The organism is Conyzicola nivalis (assembly GCF_040548875.1).
Lineage (GTDB): Bacteria > Actinomycetota > Actinomycetes > Actinomycetales > Microbacteriaceae > Conyzicola > Conyzicola nivalis_A.
On sequence record NZ_JBEPSJ010000001.1, the window covers coordinates 1,543,882 to 1,564,283 of the forward strand.

Sequence of the window (20,402 nt, forward strand, 5' to 3'; positions counted from 1 at the left end):
TGGGGCGACTTCCTGCTACCGGAACCAGCCAGAAGTGGCCAGTCAGCGCGCGCTGCCGAAGATCCCCGTGCCTCGCTTCATCAGCAGCTCGTAGGCCTCCTTGTAGCTGCCCGGCACAGTGTCGCCCGCCTGCCCGTACTTGGCGATCAGCATGCCGACCAACCCGACTCCGGGCGGGCTGAGCGGCCTGTCGTCCTGGCCGTCGGGCACGTGCGAGCCGCCCTCGGGGTTCGCAGGAACGTACTGGGCCACGGTCTGGGGCCAGAGCGACGGATCGCGCGGCGTTGTGAGCGTCATCGCGTTGGCCAGAGTCGGCGCCCCCGCGTCGCGCGCGGTGAGCGGCTCGAGGTCGAACCTCTCCGCGAGGGTCGCGATGACTGAGCCGTGGTGCATCGGGTCGTTCACGATCTGGCCCTTCGCCGTGTAGGCGGAGATGGCGATCGCGGGAACCCGCACCCCGAGCCGGTCGAACCGGAACCCCATCTCGGTTTTCGCACGGTCCTCCGGCGGGGTGGCGGCGGGCGGAGGCACATGGTCGTAGGTTCCGCCGTGCTCGTCGAAGGTGACCACCAGCATCGTGTTCATGGCGTTCGAGCCGGTGGGCGACGCGCTCTCGCGGATGCTCGTGTACACCGAGCTGAGCAGCGCCTCGCCCGCCCGCACGTCGGAGACCGCGCCGCCCGCGATCACGGTGCCGTCGACATCCGTCTCGGTCATCACTCCCACCGGCGGGTGCATGTCGTTGTGGTCGTAGATCATGCGCGGTTCGACGAACGAGTATGCGGGCAGGGTGCCCGCCGCGACGTCGTCGTGAAACTGCCGCATGGTGCGGAAATTGGTGCCGAAGTACTGCTCGAGGCTCGGGGCGTGGATGAACCCGGTCATCGACACGACCTGGCGCTCGTCGTAGTAGACGGCCCAGTCGATGCCGGCCTCGCTCAGCCGGTTGAAGATCGTCGGGGCGTCGTTCTTCGCGTCGAACCACTTGCCGTACCCGCCGTGACCGCTGTTGGTGACGTAGCCGTGCGACGTGGAGGCGTGGAAGAAGGAGCGATTGCAGAAGGTCTGCGACGGCACGGCACAGTGCCACGCGTCGAAAACCGCGAAGTTCTTCGCGAGCGTCGAGAACACGGGCAGCATGGTCGGCTCGAACGCGCCCATGATCACGTCGTACTCCTCCGGCTTCGGCTGCCTGCCCTCGTGATCGCCGAGGAAGTTGTCGACGTAGTCCTGCAGGAAGCCGGCCATGGTGGGATCGGACGCGTCCTTGGGCGCGTTGAACGGCGCCACCATCTCGGCGGCCTTCTTGCCGCGATTGCTCTCGGGGTCGACCGTGCCGAAGAGCTGTGTGTTCACATGCTGGTACTCCTCGCCCGGGTCGGGCTGCGGGCTCGAGAAGATCGTGTCGGTCGAGCCCGTGTACGGATGAACCGCGACGGTCGCACCCGAATCGAGAGCGTTTCCGTGCTCGGCCCGCAGCCCCTCGAACCGGGCGCCCGGCGGCAGGTCGCCGTCGGCGTACAGGTAGCCGAAGATGTTGTCGAACGAGCGGTTCTCGAACATCACCACGACGAGGTGATCAAAGCCGGGGCCGGCGGCCCTCGGTGGCACGGTGCCGGCGGGAGCGGGAGCCGGTGCGGGCGCGGCCTGCGACACCGCGAACGCGGCCGCGGCCGTCGCGGCGATCCCGGCCGCGCCGAACCCGGCGGCCCGCAGGAAGGTGCGTCGCGAGGCGCCGGCATCGCGACCGGACTCACCGTCGCGTCGCGCCTCGTCGTCCGTATTCACCCGCCCCTCCGATCTTGACGATCAGGCTACCCGAGCGTCTCGCACCCGGTACAGCTATCCGGCGACGACGATGACGACCGCGACCAGCACGACGGCGTGCACGACGGCCCAGGCGAGGGTGCGGCGGCGTGGCTTGTCGGGGCGCACCGCCGGCAGGTCGCGCCAGCGGAGCACGGCGCCGGCCACTCCCACGGCGAAGATCGCGACGGGCACGAGCCAGAGCCACGTCGGGACGCTGCCCCACGGCATGAAGAGGCGTGTGCCGAACAGCACCACGGCGGCGTCCGCCGCGCCGAACACGAGCTCGAGCCGGCTCTTCGCCGCGAACGCCTTCCCCCTGGTGAGCGACCCGGCCGCGAACACCGCGGTGAAGGCGAGGGCGAGAAACCCGGTGATGTACTCCATCAGTCGTCCTCCATCAGGGCGAAGCCGAGCTCGTCGACCGAGGCGCCCGTGTTGTTCAGCACGACGACGGCACGGCCGGCGTCGCGGTCGAAGGCGACCAGGCTGGTGAACCCGCCGGTCGCCCCGTTGTGCCAGGTGACGGAGTCGGTCGTGTGCCAGGCGTACCCGATCGTGCTCGACCCTCCCGCGTCGGCGATCGGCTCGGTGGCGGCCACGCCCGGCGCGGTCTCGTCGAGCTGCGCGCGAACGTAGGCGGTCATGTCGGCGAGTGTCGAGCGCACGCTGCCCGCAGGGGCGTCGGCGCCGAGCGTCCACGGCTCGCTCGGGCGACCCGCCGCGGTGAAACCGGTCGGGGCGTCGGCGGCGAGATCGTCCGTCGACGTGGGCACGAACGAGTCGTCCATGCCGAGCGGGGCGAACACGCGTTCCTCGGCGAGCTCTTGGTAGTCGGTGCCGGCCGCCGTCGCGAGCGCCTGCCCGAGCAGCGCGAAGCCCAGGTTGGAGTAGAGGTACTCCTTCTCGCCGAGCTCCTGTTCGCTCGAGCTCGCCACGAGCTGGTCGACGGTCGAGCCGTAGGGGTCGGCGGCGCGGTAGTTGGCGACGATGGTGGGCAGAACGCGGTCGAGGGGCATTGCGAGCCGCGGCAGCCCGCTCGAGTGGGTCGCCAACTCCTCGAGGGTGACGGATGCGGCGGGGCTCGAGCCGAGCTCGAGCAGGTCGCCGAGCGGGGTCTGTGCCTCCACCTCTCCTCGGTCGATCGCGTCGGCGAGCAGCGACCCGGTCACCGTCTTCGTGACGGAGCCGATCTCGTACTCCGTGGCATCCGTCGCCCCGAAGTGCGCCTCGCGCACCGTGTCTCCGTCGATGACCGCGACGCTCACCCGGTCGCGCACGCCCGGGGTCTCGGCAAGGACGGCGCGCACCTCCTCCACGAGAGCGGAGTCGCCCCTCGACTCGGCGGAGAGCGCGGGCGGTCGCGGCATAGCCGCCGCCCCGACGGCGAAGGCGGCGACGGCCGCCGCGATCGCGACGGCGAGTGTCTTCTTCGAGCGGGTCACATCGTCCTCCTTGCTGCGGAGAGGATGACGAGCAGGGGCACGACCCGCTCGGCGGGGATGGAGTAGTGGCCGCGGCCGGTGGCGACGAGCCAGCCCTGCGCGACGAGCTGGTTCAGGTGGTGATAGAGCTGCCCCGTGGTCCCCATGCCCTCGCCGGCGGAGAGCTCGGCCACCGTGGTGGCTCCGCCGATCACGGCGTGCAGCAGCGCCAGCCGCACCGGGTTGCCGAGCGCCGCGATGCTCGCCGCGACAGTGCTCCAGTCCTCTTCGAGGATGCGGTCGACGGGAAAGCCGACCTGCCACTCGACCGGACCGGCCGCGGTGCGCACGGCGCCCGCGAAGACGACGGCACCGGGGTCGCCGATGCGCTGCTTGATGCCGGTGAGGATCCACAGGGGGTCGTCGCCGCTCGGTGCGGACACGCTCGCGGCGGCGGGCTCGCGGCCCTCGAGCGCTTCGACCCGCTCGGCGAGGGCCGTCACGATCGAGCGAAGGTCGGATTCCATTTCTCCATTATTACGGAATTACGTTGTAGTTGGCAAGACGAGGGGGTTCACCCGCGTCCCGCGCGGTCGTACAGTGCTGGCATGAACGCGCATCTCTTCGGCTATGTCAGCTATCGGAATGCGGCGGCGGCGCTCGGCTGGCTGTCGGCCTGCGGATTCACTATCGTGCGGCGCATCGACGACGACGCGGGCCGCGTGCTCCACGCCGAGGTTCGTCTAGGGCAGGCCGTGGTGATGGTCTCGAACAACGACGACGACTTCGACGACACCGTGCTCGTCGACCGTCCGTCGGCGCACGGGCTGTACCTCATGGTCGACGACGTCGACGCGCTCTACGCCCGGGCGGTGGCCGCCGGCGCTACGCCGGTCATCCCTCCCGAGGACACCGAGTGGACGACGCGGCGCGCGCGCGTGCTCGACCCCGAGGGCAACGAGTGGACCTTCGGGAGCTACGAGCCCGGTCAGCTCTGAACCCGGGCAGCTCTGAAGGCTGCTGGGCGGCGGGCTACTGGGTCGTCTCCGTCTCGGCGTCGGCCTCCGGAAGCGCCACCGCGTCCGGCCCGCCCTCGAGCAGACGCGCGAACTCGGCGGCGTCGAGGATGCGGATGCCGAGGTCTTCGGCCTTGCCGAGCTTCGAACCCGCGCCGGGGCCGGCCGCGACGAAGTCGGTCTTCTTCGACACGCTCGATGCGGACTTGCCGCCCGCCGCGATAATCGCCTCGACGGCGCCCTCGCGCGTGAAGCCCTCGAGGCTGCCGGTGGCCACCACCGTGATGCCGGCGAGCGGACCGTCGACCCCGCCTGCCGCGCCGGGGCCGGGGTGCCCGGGCGTCGTGAATTGCACACCGGCCGCCTCCCACCGCTCGATGATCTCGACGTGCCAATCGATCTGGAACCAGTCGATGAGCGCGTCGGCGATGATGCCGCCCACGCCGTCGACCGCCGCGAGCTCGTCGCGCGTCGCCGTGCGGATCGCGTCGAGGGAGCCGAAGTAGCCGGCGAGCGCGCGGGCCGCGACCGGACCGACGTGGCGGATGCTGAGCGCCACCAGGATGCGCCACAGCTCCTTCGTCTTCGCGAGCTCAAGCTCGGACAGCAGCTTCTCCGCCTGCGCCGACGGGTAGACGACGCGGTGGTTCTTCTTCAGTCCCGCCTTGCGACGCTCGGCCGCGTCGAGCCCGTCGGCCTCGGGCGGATACTCGATCGACACCCTCTGGAACGGGGCCCGGCGGCGCGGCGTGCCGTCGTCGTCGAGACGGTCGAGGCCGGTCTCGGCGTCTTTCACGATGACCTCGATGCCGACGATGTCTTCGATGGTCAGGTCGAACAGCCCTGCCTCGGTGACGAGCGGCGGCGTCGCCGGCACCACGGGCTGGGTGAGGGCGGCGGCCGTCACCTCGCCGAGCGCCTCGATGTCGAGGGCGCCGCGGCTGCCGACGTGCTCGACCCGCCCGCGCACCTGGGCCGGGCAGGCGCGGGCGTTGGGGCAGCGCAGGTCGATGTCGCCCTCTTTCATCGGGCGCAGCGGAGTCGAGCAGGCGGGGCACAGCGTGGGCATCACGAACGCCCGCTCGGTGCCGTCACGGAGCTCGACGACCGGCCCGAGGACCTCGGGGATCACGTCGCCCGCCTTGCGCAGCACGATGGTGTCGCCGATCAGGACTCCCTTGGCGATCACGACCTCTTGGTTGTGCAGGGTCGCCTGGCGCACGACCGAGCCGGCGACGCGCGCCGGCTCCATCACGGCGAACGGGGTCGCGCGGCCGGTGCGGCCCACGCTCACGACGATGTCGAGCAGCTTGGTCTGCACCTGCTCGGGCGGGTACTTGTAAGCGATCGCCCAGCGCGGCGCACGGCTCGTGGCGCCGAGCTCGTCGTGCAGCTCCAGCTCGTCTACCTTGACGACGATGCCGTCGATCTCGTGCTCTGGATCGCTTCGGTGTGCGCCGTAGTGCTCGATGAAGTCGACGGCCTTCGCGGCCGAGTCGACGACGGAGTAGTACGGGCTCGTCGGAAGGCGCCACTCCTTGAGCAGCTCGTACGTCTCGCTCTGTGAGGCGACGGGAGGGTTCGGCCACGCGCCGATGCCGTGCACGAGCATGCGCAGACCGCGCAGCCTGGCGTGCATGAGTTCGAGCTGGGCGGGCGTCTTGCGCTCGCCCTTCTGTCGCAGGCTGCCGGATGCGGCGTTGCGCGGGTTCGCGAACTCGCGCTCACCCAGCTCGCGCTGTCGGGAGTTCAGGTCGGCGAAAGCCTTCACCGGGAAGAAGACCTCGCCGCGCACCTCGACGAGCGGGGGGTGCCCGGTGCCCTTGAGTCGACGCGGGATGACCTCGATGAAGGCGATGTTCTCGGTGACGTCTTCGCCGACGCGACCGTCGCCGCGGGTGGCGGCGCTGGTGAGCAGTCCGTTCTCGTAGCGCAGGTTGATGGCGAGGCCGTCGATCTTCAGCTCGCACAGGTAGTCGACCCTGCGGCCGGAGTTCTGCTCGACCTTCGCCGCCCACGCCTCGAACTCCTCGATGGAGAAGACGTTGTCGAGGCTCAGCATGCGCTCGGCGTGAACCACGGGGTCGAAGAGCGCGACATCCGCGCGTCCGCCCACGTTCTGCGTCGGCGAGTCCTGACTCTGCAGCTCGGGGAAGAGACGCTCGATCTCTTCGAGACGGTGCATCAGCCCGTCGTACTCGGCGTCGGAGACGAGGGTGGTGTCGCGGTCGTAATAGGCGTCGCGCAATTCGAGGATGCGGGTCGTCAGCTGCTGCGTCGCGGCGCGGGCGCTCTCGAGTTCGTTGGGTGCGTAGTTGTCTGCCACCCCCCAAGTGTAGGCATCGCATCCGACACCCCCCGAGCGATTGACCGCGACCGAATCCGTGCCATAGAGGGGCTCGCCGGCGTATAGGTGCCGATCAGACCCGCTAGCGTTGCGGGATGAGCGAAACCCAGAAAACCGCGACCCTGACCGACTGGCAATCGCTCTGCGACAGCCTCACGACCGATCCTGCACTCTTCTCCGAGGTACGCCTCGCCGTCGAGAGCCCCCTCCGCTATCTCGAGCGCTTCCGCGCCCGGCTGGCGCTGCGCGGCATCACAACGCCCGAGGGCGTGTCGCCCTGGTTGGCGCTCGTCGACTGGCTCGACGAGAACGACCGGCTCGTCGAGCTCGACGAAGACACCTCGAGCGAAGACCTGGTCGACTACCTCTCGACGCTCCCCGTGGTGGCGGGCTCGGGTGCGAACCTGCGGCCGGTCGCGGCACAGGACGTGCACCTCGCCTACTCGGTGCCGCGCGCGAACGTGCTGCTCGCACCGCACTACTGGACTCTGCTCCACCTCGACACCGAGACGGCGTCGTACCCGCTGGCGCTCGTCTCGACCGAGGCCGCGCCCCGCATCACCGCCCTCGCCGCGGCGGTCGGCCACTCAGCACGCACGATCGACGAGTCCGATGCCGAAGACGCGGCTCGTTCCGGGCTCACCGGATACTCCTACCCGCTCGCGCAGGCGGCTCCGGTGCAGACCGGTCCGCGCCCGGGCAACGTCGGCCTGCGAATCCTCGGCTTCATCGTCGACGCGCTTCTGCTCTACGGCGTCATCCTCGGCGGCGTCTGGCTGGGGATCACCATCAACGGCAGCAACAGCGGAGGTCTGATACCGACCGTCATGCTCATCGTCGCCGTGGCCTACGTCGCGGGGCTCGCCGTCGTCGTCGGCCGCACGGGTCAGTCGCTCGGCCTGCTCATCGTCGGACTGAAGGTGGTCAAGGCCGATTCGGCCGCCGCTCCGGGCTTCGCCTCCGCGCTCGGCCGCGGGGCGCTGCTGTTCTTCGCGCCGTTCGCGATCTGGCTCGTGGTGCTGATCGTCACCACGCTCGTCGATCCGCGAGGGCGCGGACTGCACGACAAGGCCGCCGGAACCTTCGTGGCCTACGCGCGGGGTGCGAACGCGGTTCGGTAGGCGTTTCTAGGCGGGAACGGCGACGGCGCTGACCGTGCGGGCGATCGTGCACTGTCCGAGCACGCGCGTGCCGACGTAGACGACGGCGGTCTGGCCGGGCGATACGCCGTTGATCGGCTCGACCGGACGGATGACCATCTCTCCGCTCTCGACCGAGACGACCGCCGCGACCGGGTCGGCGTGCGCGCGGATCTGCACCTCGCAGTCGAACGGGGTGATCGATCCGTCGGCGTGGGCCTCGGCGATGCCCGACTCGACGGGCCCGAGGCCTGCCCACGTGAACTTGGTGCCGGCGAGCTCGGAGAGGTCGAGCGCCTCCTTGGGGCCGACGACGACGGTGTTGGTCTTGGGCTGCACCTCGAGCACGAAGCGCGGCATGCCGTCGTCTGACGGGTAGCCGATGCTCAGACCCTTGCGCTGGCCGATCGTGAACGCGAGCGCGCCCTGATGGGTGCCGAGCACCTTGCCGGATCGGTCGAGGATCTCGCCCTGCTCGGCGCCGACCTTCTCGGCCAGCCAGCCGCGGGTGTTGCCGTCGGGGATGAAGCAGATGTCGTGGGAGTCGGGCTTGTTGGCGACGCTGAAGCCACGGGCGGCGGCCTCGGCACGCACCTCGGCCTTGCTCGGCGTCGAGCCGAGCGGGAAGAGCGAGTGCTCCAGCTGGTCGGCGGTCAGCACGCCGAGAACGTAGCTCTGGTCTTTCGCCCAGGTGGCCGCGCGGTGCAGTTCGGCGTTGCCGTTCGCATCACGGCGCACATCCGCATAATGTCCGGTGGCGACCGCGTCGAAGCCCAACGCGAGCGCCTTCTCGAGCAGCGCCGAGAACTTGATGCGCTCGTTGCAGCGCATGCAGGGGTTGGGCGTTCGGCCGGCCGCGTACTCGTCGATGAAGTCCTCGACGACGTCGAGCTTGAACCGCTCGGAGAAGTCCCACACGTAGTACGGGATGCCGATGATGTTCGCGGCCCGCTGGGCGTCCATCGAGTCTTCGATGGTGCAACAGCCGCGGGCGCCGGTGCGCAGGGTGCCCGGCATGCGGCTGAGCGCCAGGTGCACCCCGACGACCTCGTGTCCTGCTTCGACGGCGCGGGCCGCGGCAACCGCCGAGTCCACGCCGCCACTCATCGCCGCTACAACCTTCATGGGTTCCAGTGTACGTGCGGCTTTCGATACGCGCCCGAGAGGGCACCACTCGACGCCCGCGTCAGCGCCCGAACGTGGGCTGGCGTTCGGCGAGGCCCGCGCGACCCGCCCGCGCCACGGCGTCGGGAAGCGCGGCGACCAGCGCGTCGACCTCGGCGCGCGTCGTATGGGTGCCGAGCGTCATGCGCAGCGCGCCGCGGGCGTCTGCCTCGCTGAGCCCCATCGCGATGAGCACGTGCGACGCCTCGGGAACCCCGGCCTGGCAGGCGGATCCGGTAGAGACCGAGAACCCGGCGACGTCGAGCAGGAAGAGCAGCGAGTCGCCCTCGCAGCCGGGGAAGGTGAAGTGCGCGTTGCCGGGCAGGCGGCCCTCGGGGGTCGGGTCGCCGCGGAGGATCGCCGTCGGAACGGCGTCGCGGATGCCCGCCACCAGCCGGTCGCGCAGCTCCCGCAGTGAGGCGGCGTGCGCCTCGAGGTCGGCCGTGGCCTGACTTGCCGCGAGCCCGAACGCCACCGCTCCGGCGACGTCCTGGGTTCCGGAGCGGGCGCGCTGCTGGTTGCCGCCGTGGAAGAGGGGCACGATGGTGGCGCTGCGGGCGATCACCAGAGCGCCGATGCCGACGGGGCCGCCGATCTTGTGGGCCGAGATCGACATCGCCGCGACGCCGAGGGCATGGAAGTCGATGGGCAGATAGCCGTAGCCGGCGATCGCGTCGACGTGCACCGGCACGTCGTGCACCGCGGCGAGCGCGGCGACCTCGGCGACCGGCTGCACCGTGCCGACCTCGTTGTTCGCGCCGAGCAGGGTGACCAGGGCGACGTCGGGGCCGAGGGCCGCCTCGAGGGCGAGCAGGTCGATACGGCCGAGGCCGTCGATCGGGATCCATTCGATCACGGCGCCCTCGTGCTGCTCGAGCCAGTCGATCGTGTCGATCGTGGCGTGGTGCTCGCCGCGCGGCACGAGGATGCGCCTGCGGGCAACGTCGGTCGCCGGGCCGGTCGAAGCGCGCGCCCACCAGAGTCCCTTGATGCCGAGGTTGACCGCCTCGGTACCGCCGCCAGTGAAGGTGACCTCGACCGAGTCGGCGCCGACCGACGCGGCGACCCGTTCGCGGGCCTCCTCGAGCATGCGTTTCGCGTTCTGTCCCTGCGTGTGGATCGACGCCGGGTTGCCGACGACGGCGAGCGCCGAGGCGTACGCGGCGATGACCTCGGGCGGCATCGGCGAGGTCGCCGCGTGATCGAGGTAGATGGCCATGTAACAAGCATGACTCACCGGGCGCTTAGTGTGGGACGCATGTCAGCCCTCGCCCCGCAGCTCAGCTCACTGGGCGTGCGCGCCACGGCCGCCGGCGGTGAGCTGAGAGTCTGGTCGGCGAACGCGACCGGGATGGAACTCCGTCTCTACGACGAGAAGGACGCGAACTGGCTCGTCTCCTCCGTCTCGATGGTGCGGGGAGACGACGACGTGTGGACCGGCTCGTCGCCCGCCCTCGTCGCCGGGGCGCGCTATTCCGTGCGCGCATCCGGCCCCACCGGGCCCACCCACCGCTTCGACCCGACGCTCGACCTCATCGACCCCTACGCCCGCGGACTCGCACGCACCAACGACGGCGAGTGGCGCTCGTACGTGCAGGACGACTCGTTCGACTGGGAGGGTGTGACGAAACCGGCGATCCCGCTCGACCACGTCGTGATCTACGAGGCGCACGTGAAGGGCCTGACGAAGCTCAACCCCGATCTGCCGGAAGAGCTGCGCGGCACCTACGCCGGACTCGGGCACCCGTCGACCATCCGCTATCTCAAAGACCTCGGGATCACCTCGGTCGAGCTGCTGCCCATCCACCAGTCGGTGAGCGAGCAGCGGCTGATCAAACAGGGGCTCGTCAACTACTGGGGCTACAACACGCTCAACTTCTTCACCCCGCACGCCGAGTACGCCACCCGTGCCGCGCAGTCCGGGGGCACGGGCGCGGTGCTGCGGGAGGTCAAGACCATGGTCAAGAACCTGCACGCCGCCGGGCTCGAGGTTCTGCTCGACGTCGTCTACAACCACACGGCCGAGGAGGGCGTGAACGGACCGACCACGAGCCTCCGCGGCATCGACAACGAGTCCTACTACCGGCAGAGCTCCGACGGCACCTATATAGACGTGACCGGATGCGGCAACACCGTCGACTTCGCCGTACCCGCGGCCCGTCAGCTGGCCCTCGACTCGCTCAGGTACTGGGCGAACGAGGTGCAGATCGACGGTTTCCGGTTCGACCTCGCGGTGACCCTCGCGCGTGACGAGCGCGTCGAGTTCGACCCGGATCATCCATTCGTCACCGGGGTCCTCGACGACCCGTCGCTCGCCGGCGTCAGGATGATCGCCGAGCCGTGGGACGTCGGCATGGGCGGCTGGCAGGTCGGGCGGTTCCCGCGCGGCTGGAGCGAGTGGAACGACGGCTACCGCGACCGCATGCGCGACTTCTGGCTCACCGACATCGGGGCCGCAAGGGCGAACGGCCTTGCGCCGAACGGCATCGGCTCGCTCGCCCGCCGCCTCGCCGGGTCGGCGCACGTGTTCTCGCATGACCGCGGGCCGTTGGCGTCGGTGAACTTCATCACGGCGCATGACGGCTTCACGATGGCCGACCTCACGTCGTACTACACCAAGCACAACCTCGGAAACGGCGAGAACAACCGCGACGGCACGAGCGACAACCACTCGTTCAACCACGGCATCGAGGGGCCGACCGACAACCCGGTGATCCTCGCGTCGCGGCAGCGGGCGCTGCGCAACCTGCTGGGCACGCTGCTGCTGAGCGCCGGCATCCCCATGCTCACGGCCGGCGACGAGTTCGGGCGCACGCAACGCGGAAACAACAACGCGTACTGCCACGACAGCGAGCTCACCTGGGTGCCATGGCAGCGCGAGGAGTGGCAGCGCGAGATGCTCGGCGTCACCCGGCTGCTGGTCAGGCTGCGGGCGGAGAACCCCGCCCTCCGACCCGTGCGGTTCGGCCGCTTCGGCGAGACGGTTCCGAGCGCGACGCAGATGGACTGGTACAACAAAGAGGGCCTGTCGATGTCGGAGGACGACTGGGACTCCCCCACCGAGCGCACGCTGCAGTACCTGGCGGCGTCGACGCCGGAGTTCGAGGAGTTCAACCGCATCCTGCTCATCGTGCACGGACTCGAGGACGCCATCACCGTGACCCTCCCCGAGCACGAGGGGGTCACGGCCTACGAGCGCATCTGGGACTCCGCGACGGGCGAGAACGGCGGAGAGCACGGGCCGGGCAGCGAGCTGATGGTCGCCGGAACGTCGATGCAGCTGTTCCGCGCGCACTAGCCGCCGTACGCCACAATAGGCAGATGGCTAAGCACACGGATGCCGCGGGTGGCACCCCCGCGACGGTGGCACTGACGGCGGCCGGCATCCGGTTTCTCCCGCACGCCTACGAGCACGACCCCGCGAACACCAACTTCGGTACCGAGGCGGCGACGATGCTCGGACTCGACCCCGAGCAGGTGTTCAAGACCCTGCTCGCCGACGTCGACGGGCACCTCGTCGTCGCGATCGTGCCCGTCACCGGCACGCTCAACCTGCGCGCCCTGGCCCGCGCGGTGGGCGGCAAGAAGGCGGTCATGGCCGACCCGGCCGTCGCCCAGCGCAAGACCGGGTACGTCCTCGGCGGGATCAGCCCCATCGGCCAGAAGACGCAGCACCCCACGGTGCTCGACGAGACGGCGGAGCTCTACGCCTCGATCTTCGTCTCCGGCGGCCGCCGCGGTTTCGACATCGAACTCGCCCCCGCCGACCTGCTCGCGGTCACGAACGGCCGGATCGCGGCGATCGCGCGGGAGTAGCGGCCCCAGAGCCTGTCGCCGGTCCCCGAGCCTGTCGACGGGCCGCCTCGACCGGCTCAGAGACCGAGCGCGCTAGATCGCGGCGGCGATGAGCCCCATCTCGGCGGCCGACGCGAGCAGCGGATGCCGCGGCACGACGCGCACGTTGTAGCCGAAGCTGCCCGCCCGTCCGAGAGGCACGCTCCCCGCGAAGGTCGCGGTGCCGTTGGTCTCGCCGGTCTGCTCGAGCGGCGCGTGCTGGGTCTCGACGAGCTGGTCGCCGTCGCGGGCGCGTCCGTAGACGACCTCCACGGCGACGTCGTCCGACGTGAGCCCGCCGAGCGCGACCTGCGCGCGCACGTGGAGGGTGTCGCCGACCTGGGGCAGGGCGTCCACTCCCCCGGACTCGACGTGGGTGACCTGCACAGACGGCCATGCGGCGTTCACGCGCGTCTTCCAGAGCGCGAGCTCGCGCGCCGGCTGGTTGGAGTTGGCGGTGATCGCCGTCTCCGCGGTCGCGGCCGGGATGTACAGCCGCTCGACGTACTCCCGCACCATGCGGTCGGCCGAGAGCACGGGCGTCAGCGTTGAGAGCGTGTGCCGGATCGACTGCACCCAGCGGTGCGGCACACCGTCGTCGCCGCGGTCGTAGAAGCGGGGTGCGATCTGGTGCTCGATGAGGTCGTACATGCTGTCGGCCTCGAGCTTGTCGCGCTCGGCGCTGTCGCCCGCGGAGTCGGCCGACGGGATCGCCCAGCCGTTCTCCTCGTCGTAGAACTCCGCCCACCAGCCGTCGAGGATCGAGAGGTTGAGCGAACCGTTGAGCGCCGCCTTCATGCCGGAGGTTCCGCACGCCTCGAGGGGGCGCAGCGGGTTGTTGAGCCAGACGTCGGTGCCGGGGTAGAGCAGCTTCGCCATGGCGATGTCGTAGTTCGGAAGGAACACGATGCGCTCGCGCACGTCGTGCTCGGCGGCGAACTCGACGAGGCGCTGGATGAGACGCTTCCCCTCGTCGTCGGCGGGGTGGGACTTGCCCGCGATGACGATCTGGATCGGACGCTCGGGGTGCAGCAGCAGCGCGCGCAGTCGGTTCTCGTCGTGCAGCATCAGCGTGAGCCGCTTGTAGGTGGGCACACGGCGCGCGAAACCGATGGTGAGGATGTTCGGGTCGAGAAGCGACGAGTACCAGGCGGGGTCGCCCACTCCCGGGTTCTGCTCGCGCCAGGCGTCGCCCACCCGGCGGCGGGCGTCGGTGACCAGCTGCTGACGCATAGCGCCGCGCACCTGCCAGAGCTCGCCGTCGGAGATCTGCTCGGAGTTCCAGTCGGTGGCGAAGAGGTCGCCGGCGCCGAACTTCGACTCGGCGAGCCCGAGCAGCAGCGGGTCGGTCCAGGTCGGCGCGTGCACGCCGTTGGTGACCGAGGTGATCGGCACGTCGTCTTCGTCGAACCCCGGCCAGAGTGCGCCGAACATGCCGCGGGAGACGTGGCCGTGCAGTTGCGAGACGCCGTTGGCGCGCTGGCCGAGGCGCAGCCCCATGACCGCCATGTTGAAGGTGTCGGCGACGCCGCCCTCGTAGTCCTCGGCGCCCAGCGCGAGCACGTCTTCCGGATCGACGCCGGGCAGCAGCTCGGTGTCGAAGTATCGCTCGATGAGCGACGCGTCGAAGCGGTCGATGCCGGCCGGAACCGGGGTGTGGGTGGTGAACACCGTACCGGCGCGAACCACCTGCAACGCCTCGGAGAACGATAGTCCGTCGCCGATGAGGTCGCTGATGCGCTCGAGGCCGAGGAAGCCCGCGTGGCCCTCGTTGGTGTGGAAGACGAGCGGTTCCGGAGTGCCGGTGAGCTGCGTGAACACGCCGATGGCCCGCACTCCGCCGATGCCGAGCAGCAGCTCCTGCAGCAGACGGTGCTCGCCGCCGCCTCCGTAGAGACGGTCGGTGACCGAGCGAAGCTCGTCGTCGTTCTCGGGCACGTCGGTGTCGAGCAGAAGCAGTGTGACCCGGCCCACCTTCACCTGCCAGATGCGGGCGGCGAGCGCACGCTCGTCGGGCAGGGCGAGGGTGATCATCGCCGCCCGGCCGTCGGGGTGCCGCACCACGCTGAGCGGGAGACCGTCGGGGTCGAGCACCGGGTACGTCTCCTGCTGCCAGCCCTCGCGGGAGATGGCCTGGCGGAAGTAGCCCGAGCGGTAGAACAGCCCGACGGCGATGATCGGCACGCCGAGGTCCGACGCGCTCTTGAGGTGGTCTCCGGCGAGGATGCCCAGACCGCCCGAGTACTGCGGCAGGGCCGCTGCGATGCCGAACTCGGGCGAGAAGTATGCGATAGACGCCGGCGCGCCCTCGATGCCCTGGTACCAGCGCGGCTCGGTCAGGTAGGTGTGCAGGTCGGCGAGCAGCGCGTTGGTGCGCCAGACGAAGTCGTCGTCGGAGGCCAGCTCGTCGAGTCGCGACGGCTCGACGGCCCCGAGCAGCGCGATCGGGTCGCGCCCGCTCTCGTCCCACTCGTTCGGAGCGATGGATGCGAAGTGCTGCATGGTGGGCTCGTGCCACGACCATCGCAGGTTGCCTGCCAGCTCCTCCAGCCCGCTCAGTGCCTCGGGGAGTACGGTGCGGACGGTAAATCTACGGATGGCTTTCACCCGACAACCCTAGAACATCCGGCGTCGCGCCCGGGAGAAATCGAGACGTCCGGTCGGAGGCCGAATCGCGACCGGTGGCAGCCCGGCGACTACCGGGTGCTGATGGCCGCGACGGTCTCGCGGTCGTTGATGACGACGGATGCGACCAGGGTGCCGTCGGCGGGGATGGTCTCGTCGAGGTCGCTCCAGGTCACGCCCCCGTCGTCGCTCGACATGGTGCCGAGCGCGAGTCCGTCGGCGTCGACGATCGTCAGATCGACCGTGGAGTTCTCGAGGATCGTGCCGTCGGTCGGCTTCAGGTGCGCGCCGACGACCTTGTCGTCGCCGAGCTCGGCGTCGAAGTCGGTCACCCAGGCGACGGTCACGCCGGTGACGGCCTCGGCGGTCAGATTCTGGCGGAGGTCCGATTTCGTGGTCTCGAGGTGGTTGAGATTGGCCGCGACGACGGCGGCCGCGACGAACGCGGCGGAGGCGGCGAGAATTGACAGAATCTGCTTGCGAGTGGGCATCGTCTTCCTAGGGAGTAGACACGATTACCGCAACAAGACGACCGTGGGGCGGGCGCCGTGCCATCCGTGGCACTTCTAGTGACTCGACTAGGTTGCTTCAGTCCACGGATTCGGGCCCGTGAACATCGTGAAGAGAAATCGTGCGAAGACGGTGGATCTGCTAGGCATCCCCGGATCGAGCGACTCTTTCTTCGAGACTAATTGTAGTGAGAAGTCGATGCAAATTCATTCACCCACAAGTGGGGGTACACGCCCGGTCCCCCAACATACCGACCGCCGAAAAGCAATGCCCCGCACCATCCGGCAAAGACGGTACGGTCGAATTGTGGCGACTACAGAGAACGACAGGGTGGCCGCGAGCAGCGGCCCCGCTCAGCAGACCGAATACAAGGCGAATATCGGGCGTATCCCCATACGTTTCCTCGCTCCTCAGCAACCGGAGAACCGCTGGCCGGCGAAGGCGTACGCGGGAGAGGCCGTGCCGTTCTCCGCGACGATCTTCCGCGAGGGGCACGACATCATCGGCGGCACGCTGCTGCTGACCGATCCCCGGGGTACAACTTCCCGGCACGCCATGTCCCCCGGCGCCCCGGGCACCGACTCGTGGCACACCACCGCCGTCGTCGGCGCCCCTGGCCCCTGGACATTCCGCGTCGAGGCGTATACCGACGACTGGGCAACGTGGCTGCACAACGCCGAGATCAAGGTGCCCGCGGGCATCGACCTCGACCTCATGTTCACCATGGGCCTCGAACTGCTGGCCCGCGCCGAGCAGACGACGACCGTGACGGATGCGGCCGCGGTGCTCGCAGACACCGCCCTCCCGCCGGTCGAGCGTCTCGCCGCCGCCACCGCACCCGAAATCACCGCGATCATGGCCGCCGACCCCCTCGCCAGCCTCACCACGCTGAGCGAGACCCGCACGCTCAGGGTCGAACGCGCCCGCGCCGGTGTCGGCAGCTGGTACGAGTTCTTCCCCCGCAGCGAGGGCGCCAAGCGCCGCAAGGACGGCACCTGGGTCTCGGGCACCTTCCGCACGGCGGCGAAGCGGATCCCGGCCGTGGCCGAGATGGGGTTCGACGTGCTCTACCTTCCGCCGATTCATCCGATCGGCCGCAGCTTTCGCAAGGGGCCGAACAACACTCTCGACGCCGCGGCCGGCGACCCCGGATCGCCGTGGGCGATCGGCTCGGCCGACGGCGGCCACGACGCCATCCACCCCGAGCTCGGCACCGTCAAGGACTTCACCTACTTCCTGGGAGTCGCCAAGAAGAACGGCATCGAGGTCGCTATCGACCTGGCGCTGCAGTGCTCGCCCGACCACCCGTGGGTGACCGAGCACCCCGAGTGGTTCACCACGCTTCCCGACGGGACCATCGCCTACGCCGAGAACCCGCCGAAGAAGTACCAGGACATCTACCCGATCAACTTCGACAATGACCCGGGCGGCCTCAGCGCCGAGATCCTGCGCATCGTCGAGTACTGGATCGGGGTGGGCGTGAAGATCTTCCGCGTCGACAACCCGCACACCAAACCACTGCAGTTCTGGGAGTGGCTGCTGCACGAGGTCAACACGCGTCACCCCGAGGTGGTCTTCCTCGCCGAGGCGTTCACCCGCCCCGCGATGATGCAGTCGCTCGCGGGCGTCGGCTTCCAGCAGTCGTACACCTACTTCACCTGGCGCAACACGAAGGAGGAGCTCGAGGAGTACCTGGTCGAGGTCTCGAAGAAGACGAGCGACACCTTCCGGCCCAACTTCTTCGTCAACACCCCCGACATCCTCACCGAGTACCTGCAGTTCGGCGGCCGACCCGCCTACAAGGTGCGCGCCGCGATCGCCGCGACGGGAAGCCCGACCTGGGGCGTCTACGCCGGCTACGAGCTCTTCGAGAACGTGGCCCGCCCAGGCTCGGAAGAGAACATCGACAACGAGAAGTACCAGTTCAAGTCGCGCGACTTCGCGGCGGCCGAGGCGAGCGGCGACTCGCTCGCCCCGTATCTGCGCCGATTGAACGCCATCCGCAACGAGCACCCGGCGCTCCGCCAGCTGCGCAACCTCGACGTGCACTGGAGCGACGACGACTCGATCCTCGTCTACTCCAAGTTCCTGGCGGCCGAGCACACCGGCACCGGCAGGCCCGACGGCATCATCGTCGTCGCGAACGTCGACCCGCATTCGGTGCGCGAGACCGTCGTGCACCTCGACCCGACCCGCTTCGGCATTCCGACGGGCACGGACTTCACCGTGACCGATCTCATCACCCAGTCGACGTTCACCTGGGGAGGGGACAACTACGTGCGGCTCGACGCCTTCACGGAACCCGTCCACATCCTGCGCGTCGACTACCCGAAAGGCAGCTAATGGCCCCGGCCCCCGCACTTCCCGAACTCCACCCGGGACTGATCGCCTCGATCGTCGGCGGCAGCCACCCGCAGCCGCACACGACGCTCGGGCAGCACCCGCTGGGTGACGGTTTCGTGGTGCGCGCGCTGCGTCCGCTGGCCGCCGCGGTGACGGCGGTGCAGGCCGACGGCACGCGCGTGCCGCTCGAGCACGTGGCCGACGGTCTGTGGCAGGGCTTCGCCGCCGGTCCCGGCCAGGCGTACGTGCTCGAGTCGGAGTACGACAACGGGCCGACCTGGACCGCCGAAGACCCCTACCGTTTCGTGCCGTCGGTGGGCGAGATCGACCTCTACCTGTGGGGCGAGGGACGCCACGAGCAGCTCTGGCACGTGCTCGGCGCGCAGTACCGCCCGCACGAGGACGTCGTGGGAACCTCGTTCTCGGTCTGGGCGCCGCACGCCAAGTCGGTGCGGGTCGTGGGCGACTTCAACGGCTGGTACGGAACCGGCCATGCCATGCGTCGGCTCGACGACAACGGGGTGTGGGAGATCTTCGCCCCCGGCGTCACCCCGGGCAGCACCTACAAGTTCGAGATCCTCACCGCGGGCGGCGACTGGGTCACCCGCGCCGACCCGATGGCACGCTACGCCGAGATCCCGCCGGCGACGGCGTCGAAGGTCGTCGAGTCGACCTTCAAGTGGACGGATGACGCGTGGCTGGCCAAGCGCGCGGCCACCGACCCGCACAACGCCGCGATGAGCGTCTACGAGGTGCACCTCGGCTCGTGGCGCCCGGGGCTCGGCTATCGCGAGGCCGCAGACCAGCTCATCGAGTACGTCGGCGAGCTGGGGTTCACCCACATCGAGTTCATGCCCCTGGCGGAGCATCCATTCGGCGGTTCCTGGGGCTACCAGGTCACCGGCTACTACGCGCCGACGAGCCGCTTCGGCCACCCCGACGACCTCAAGTACCTCATCTCCCGGCTGCACGAGGCCGGAATCGGCGTCATCATGGACTGGGTCCCCGGGCACTTCCCCAAAGACGAGTGGGCGCTGGCCAAGTTCGACGGCCAGGCGCTGTACGAGCACTCCGACCCCCGCCGCGGCGAGCAGATGGACTGGGGCACCCTGATCTTCAACTTCGGGCAGTCGCAGGTGCGCAACTTCCTCGTCGCGAATGCCTCGTACTGGCTCGAGGAGTTCCACATCGACGGGCTGCGCGTCGACGCCGTCGCGTCGATGCTCTACCTCGACTACTCCCGCGAGGAGGGCCAGTGGGAGCCGAACATCTACGGCGGACGCGAGAACCTCGAGGCCATCAGCCTGCTGCAGGAGGTCAACGCGACCGCGTACAAGCGCAGCCCCGGCATCATGATGATCGCCGAGGAGTCGACCGCGTGGCCGGGAGTGACCAAGCCCACGAGCGAGGGCGGCCTCGGCTTCGGGCTGAAGTGGAACATGGGCTGGATGCACGACAGCCTCTCCTACTTCGAGACCGACCCCATGCACCGCGCGCACCACCACGGAGAGATCACCTTCTCCATGGTCTACGCGTACACCGAGCAGTTCCTGCTGCCGATCAGCCACGACGAGGTCGTGCACGGCAAGGGCTCTCTGCTGGCGAAGATGCCCGGCGACCAGTGGAAGAAGCTCGCCAACGTGCGCGCCTTCCTATCGTTCATGTGGGCGCACCCCGGCAAGCAGCTTCTGTTCATGGGCAGCGAGTTCGGCCAGCCCTCGGAGTGGAGCGAGGAGCGCGGACTCGACTGGTGGATCCTCGACCAGCCGGTGCACGCCGGCCTGCACCGCCTCGTCACGAGCCTCAACGCGGTCTACCGTGACGAGCCGGCCCTCTGGGCGCGCGACCACGACGAGGGCGGATTCGAGTGGATCGACGCCGGCGACGCCGAGAACAACATCGTGTCGTTCCTGCGTTGGGACGCCGAGGGCAACCCGGTCGCGGTGCTCATGAACTTCTCCGGCAACCCGGTGGGGCCGTACCGCGTGGGGCTCCCGTTCGCGGGCACGTGGGAGGAGCTGATCAACACCGACGCCACCGAGTTCGGCGGCAGCGGCGTGGGCAACTTCGGCGCCGTGGTCGCCACCGACGAACCGTGGGGTGGGCGTCCGGCCTCGGCCGAGCTGACGCTCCCGCCGCTCGCGGGTCTGTGGCTCAAGCTGCGCAAGTGACGCCCGCGGCCGTATCGAGACCA

General features: G+C 69.5%; 15 protein-coding genes. 6 read left to right on the top strand and 9 right to left on the bottom strand.

The genetic code is table 11. The features are described 5' to 3' along the window. Positions 1-42 precede the first annotated feature (42 nt). From ABIE21_RS07615 to ABIE21_RS07630, 4 genes are read right to left on the bottom strand one after another with little or no spacing between them, the layout of a single operon-like run. Positions 43-1,788: an alkaline phosphatase family protein gene (locus ABIE21_RS07615; RefSeq protein WP_354024172.1), complete on the bottom strand. Its 1,746-nt coding sequence runs from the start codon at positions 1,786-1,788 to the stop codon at positions 43-45. Between the two features lie 54 nt (positions 1,789-1,842). Continuing rightward, positions 1,843-2,193, bottom strand: a complete 351-nt coding sequence (locus ABIE21_RS07620) for a hypothetical protein (protein ID WP_354024173.1) — start codon at positions 2,191-2,193, stop codon at positions 1,843-1,845. Continuing rightward, positions 2,193-3,251, bottom strand: coding sequence for a serine hydrolase domain-containing protein (locus ABIE21_RS07625; protein ID WP_354024174.1), 1,059 nt, complete (start codon positions 3,249-3,251; stop codon positions 2,193-2,195). The genes ABIE21_RS07620 and ABIE21_RS07625 overlap by 1 nt, the downstream gene beginning before the upstream one ends. Then, positions 3,248-3,757 carry an ArsR/SmtB family transcription factor gene (locus ABIE21_RS07630; protein WP_354024175.1) on the bottom strand — a complete coding sequence of 170 codons (510 nt, stop codon included), beginning with the start codon at positions 3,755-3,757 and terminating at the stop codon, positions 3,248-3,250. Before ABIE21_RS07630 ends, ABIE21_RS07625 begins: the two co-directional genes overlap by 4 nt. An 81-nt stretch (positions 3,758-3,838) precedes the next feature. Here ABIE21_RS07630 and ABIE21_RS07635 point away from each other — a divergent pair, with 81 nt between their 5' ends. Continuing rightward, positions 3,839-4,228, top strand: a complete 390-nt coding sequence (locus ABIE21_RS07635) for a VOC family protein (protein WP_354024176.1) — start codon at positions 3,839-3,841, stop codon at positions 4,226-4,228. A 34-nt stretch (positions 4,229-4,262) separates the two neighbouring features. Here ABIE21_RS07635 and ligA read toward each other — a convergent pair whose 3' ends face one another. Further along, positions 4,263-6,572, bottom strand: coding sequence for an NAD-dependent DNA ligase LigA (ligA, locus tag ABIE21_RS07640; RefSeq protein WP_354024177.1), 2,310 nt, complete (start codon positions 6,570-6,572; stop codon positions 4,263-4,265). A gap of 116 nt (positions 6,573-6,688) precedes the next feature. Between ligA and ABIE21_RS07645 the strand changes: the two genes are divergently transcribed. Further along, positions 6,689-7,714 (top strand): RDD family protein, encoded by a 1,026-nt coding sequence (locus ABIE21_RS07645; RefSeq protein ID WP_354024178.1) that lies wholly within the window; start codon positions 6,689-6,691, stop codon positions 7,712-7,714. 6 nt (positions 7,715-7,720) lie between these two features. Here the strand turns inward: ABIE21_RS07645 and mnmA are convergent, their stop codons facing one another. Both mnmA and ABIE21_RS07655 read right to left on the bottom strand, forming a co-directional pair. Then, positions 7,721-8,857: a tRNA 2-thiouridine(34) synthase MnmA gene (gene mnmA / locus ABIE21_RS07650; protein WP_354024179.1), complete on the bottom strand. Its 1,137-nt coding sequence runs from the start codon at positions 8,855-8,857 to the stop codon at positions 7,721-7,723. A 61-nt stretch (positions 8,858-8,918) separates the two neighbouring features. After that, complete coding sequence (locus ABIE21_RS07655) at positions 8,919-10,115, bottom strand: cysteine desulfurase family protein (protein WP_354024180.1); 1,197 nt, start codon at positions 10,113-10,115, stop codon at positions 8,919-8,921. Positions 10,116-10,154: 39 nt separating this feature from the next. Here ABIE21_RS07655 and glgX point away from each other — a divergent pair, with 39 nt between their 5' ends. Together glgX and ybaK are read left to right on the top strand one after the other, a co-directional pair. Further along, a complete protein-coding gene (gene glgX, locus ABIE21_RS07660; RefSeq protein ID WP_354024181.1) occupies positions 10,155-12,194 on the top strand; it encodes a glycogen debranching protein GlgX in 2,040 nt (679 codons plus the stop codon). Between the two features lie 23 nt (positions 12,195-12,217). Then, positions 12,218-12,712 (top strand): Cys-tRNA(Pro) deacylase, encoded by a 495-nt coding sequence (ybaK, locus tag ABIE21_RS07665; RefSeq protein ID WP_354024182.1) that lies wholly within the window; start codon positions 12,218-12,220, stop codon positions 12,710-12,712. A gap of 72 nt (positions 12,713-12,784) precedes the next feature. On the opposite strand, the gene glgP is transcribed toward ybaK, so the two are convergent. Beyond that, positions 12,785-15,337 (bottom strand): alpha-glucan family phosphorylase, encoded by a 2,553-nt coding sequence (gene glgP / locus ABIE21_RS07670; protein WP_354024183.1) that lies wholly within the window; start codon positions 15,335-15,337, stop codon positions 12,785-12,787. An 89-nt stretch (positions 15,338-15,426) separates the two neighbouring features. Next, a complete protein-coding gene (locus ABIE21_RS07675) occupies positions 15,427-15,846 on the bottom strand; it encodes a hypothetical protein (RefSeq protein ID WP_354024184.1) in 420 nt (139 codons plus the stop codon). Positions 15,847-16,132: 286 nt separating this feature from the next. Between ABIE21_RS07675 and ABIE21_RS07680 the strand changes: the two genes are divergently transcribed. Then, a complete protein-coding gene (locus ABIE21_RS07680) occupies positions 16,133-18,208 on the top strand; it encodes an alpha-1,4-glucan--maltose-1-phosphate maltosyltransferase (RefSeq protein ID WP_436232312.1) in 2,076 nt (691 codons plus the stop codon). Further along, on the top strand, positions 18,208-20,379 hold the full coding sequence (gene glgB, locus ABIE21_RS07685) for a 1,4-alpha-glucan branching protein GlgB (RefSeq protein WP_354024185.1): 2,172 nt from the start codon (positions 18,208-18,210) through the stop codon (positions 20,377-20,379). Before ABIE21_RS07680 ends, glgB begins: the two co-directional genes overlap by 1 nt. The last annotated feature ends 23 nt before the right edge of the window (positions 20,380-20,402 follow it).

Excerpts from the sequence above, each read along its gene's own strand:
- ABIE21_RS07620 (WP_354024173.1), bottom strand. The coding sequence starts at position 2,193 with ATGGAGTACATCACCGGGTTTCTCGCCCTCGCCTTCACCGCGGTGTTC.
- ABIE21_RS07630 (WP_354024175.1), bottom strand. The coding sequence starts at position 3,757 with ATGGAATCCGACCTTCGCTCGATCGTGACGGCCCTCGCCGAGCGGGTC.
- ABIE21_RS07635 (WP_354024176.1), top strand. The coding sequence starts at position 3,839 with ATGAACGCGCATCTCTTCGGCTATGTCAGCTATCGGAATGCGGCGGCG.
- ABIE21_RS07645 (WP_354024178.1), top strand. The coding sequence starts at position 6,689 with ATGAGCGAAACCCAGAAAACCGCGACCCTGACCGACTGGCAATCGCTC.
- mnmA (WP_354024179.1), bottom strand. The coding sequence starts at position 8,857 with ATGAAGGTTGTAGCGGCGATGAGTGGCGGCGTGGACTCGGCGGTTGCC.
- ABIE21_RS07655 (WP_354024180.1), bottom strand. The coding sequence starts at position 10,115 with ATGGCCATCTACCTCGATCACGCGGCGACCTCGCCGATGCCGCCCGAG.
- glgX (WP_354024181.1), top strand. The coding sequence starts at position 10,155 with ATGTCAGCCCTCGCCCCGCAGCTCAGCTCACTGGGCGTGCGCGCCACG.
- ybaK (WP_354024182.1), top strand. The coding sequence starts at position 12,218 with ATGGCTAAGCACACGGATGCCGCGGGTGGCACCCCCGCGACGGTGGCA.
- ABIE21_RS07675 (WP_354024184.1), bottom strand. The coding sequence starts at position 15,846 with ATGCCCACTCGCAAGCAGATTCTGTCAATTCTCGCCGCCTCCGCCGCG.
- ABIE21_RS07680 (WP_436232312.1), top strand. The coding sequence starts at position 16,133 with ATGCCCCGCACCATCCGGCAAAGACGGTACGGTCGAATTGTGGCGACT.
- glgB (WP_354024185.1), top strand. The coding sequence starts at position 18,208 with ATGGCCCCGGCCCCCGCACTTCCCGAACTCCACCCGGGACTGATCGCC.